The 1982-nt window shown below is 73.7% G+C and carries 1 protein-coding gene; it reads left to right on the top strand.

Going from position 1 to position 1982, the window contains the following annotated elements:
• A partial coding sequence (locus HUX53_RS20730) for an NACHT domain-containing NTPase (RefSeq protein WP_176404877.1) occupies positions 1-1982 on the top strand: 1982 nt, incomplete at both ends.

The following is a 1982-nucleotide window of genomic DNA, read 5'->3' as shown; positions in this document are numbered from 1 at the left end:
CCGATGCGGTACTGGCGAACGAACCCGTCCCCGACCCCACGGCGCGGCTCCTCGACCGGCTGACGGAGGCGTGCGAGACGCGGTTCGAGCGGGCGACCATCCGGCGGATCGTCCCGGCCGCGCGCGAGGACGGTCGCTCCGACCCGCCGCACCTGCTGCTGACCCACCTAGAGGACGGGTTCGTCCGCCAGTACCGCATCGGCGCCCACGTCGGGCAGGTCACCGAGGCGGACGTGGACGCGTTCGTCCGGCACGTGCACGCCGACGGCACCGACCACGGGTCGGAGCTGGTGTTCGTGGGCCCGGCGCCCGCCCGGTCGCTGCGCGACGACGCGCTGCGGCGCGGCATCCGGGTGCGCAGCCTCACCGAGTTCCAGGGCCTGCTCGACCTGTCGGAGTACGTGACCGCGCAGACTAGGCGGCTGTCCGGCGACGGGCTGTACCCGCCGTCCCTGTACGTCCCGCAGCGGTTCCGCGAACTGGACCGCCTCCAGACACCGGAGGAGGGGACGCGGCTGGCCGGGGACGTTCGCGAAGATGTCGTCGGCGAGATGCTGCGGCTGCTGGCCGCCGACCACGGCCGGTTCCTGCTGCTGCTGGGCGACTTCGGGCGCGGCAAGACGTTCGCGCTGCGCGAGCTGGCCCGCCGCATCCCCGAGGAGCTGCCGCACGTCATCCCGATCCTCATCGAGCTGCGTGCACTGGACAAGGCGCACTCGGTGGACGGCCTGGTCGCCGCGCACCTCGCCAACCACGGCGAGGAGCTGATCGACCTCAAGGCGTTCCACTACATGCTCCGGCAGGGCCGCATCGTGCTGCTCTTCGACGGGTTCGACGAGCTCGTCACCCGGATGACCTACGACCAGGCCGCCGACCACCTCGACACGCTGCTGCGCGCCGCCCGCGACAAGGCCAAGATCGTGGTGGCGAGCCGCACGCAGCACTTCAAGTCGCAGGCGCAGGTGCTGACGGCCCTCGGCGAGCGCGTCGGCGTCCTGCCGCACCGGCGCGTCCTCGGCCTGGAGGAGTTCACGCCCCCACAGGTCCGCTCCTACCTGGTGAACCGGTACGGGGACGAGGACGCGGCCGAGGCGCGGCTCAGCCTGCTCGCCGGGATCGAGGAGCTGCTCGCCCTCACGTCCAACCCGCGGATGCTGTCGTTCATCGCCGACCTGCCCGAGGACCGGCTGCGCGCGGTCGCGCAGGCCCGCCGCGCGGTCTCCCCCGCCGACCTGTACCACGAGATCCTGTCGTCCTGGCTGGCCTACGAGGCCGACCGGGTCGGCGGGTCCGGCGGGCCGTCCGGGCTGAAGGCCGAGGACATGTGGCAGGCCGTCGGCACGCTCGCGCTGCGGCTGTGGGAGGGCAACGAGCAGTTCCTCAGCCTCGCCGAGCTGGCCGACGTCGCCGACACCCTCACCGGCCTCGCCGGCGGCCGGCTGTCGCCGCACCAGGTGACCCACGCGGTCGGCGCGGGGAGCCTTCTCGTCCGCACCGCCGACGGACTGTTCGGGTTCATCCACACGTCGGTGATGGAGTGGCTCGTCGCGCGGCACATCGCGGACGAGTTCGCCCGCGGCGCGGCCCCGTCCGCCCTCGGCCGCCGCGCGCTGACCCAGCTCACCGTCGACTTCCTGTGCGACCTCGCCGACACGCGCGCCTGCCAGGACTGGGCGGCCGGCGTCCTCGCCGACCCCGGCGCCGAGGACCTGGCCCGCGCCAACGCGATCCGCATCACGACCCGGCTGCGCACCCCGGCCCGCACTGACCTGCGCGGGGCGCGCCTCCAGGGCGAGGACCTGTCCTACCGCGACCTGCAGGAGGTCGATCTCACCGGCGCCGACCTCACCGACGCGCAGCTCGTCGGCGCGAACCTGTCGCGGGCGATCCTGCGGGACGCGTCGCTGGCCGGGGCCCGGCTGGACGAGGCGCACCTCACCGGGCCAGGCCCTCAGACCACGATGACACAACCGACCACCACG

It is taken from the genome of Actinomadura sp. BRA 177, assembly GCF_013372625.1.
In the GTDB taxonomy this organism is placed as follows: domain Bacteria; phylum Actinomycetota; class Actinomycetes; order Streptosporangiales; family Streptosporangiaceae; genus Spirillospora.
The sequence above is the reverse complement of the archived record's forward strand: the minus strand, read 5'-3'. Positions and strand labels throughout refer to the sequence as shown.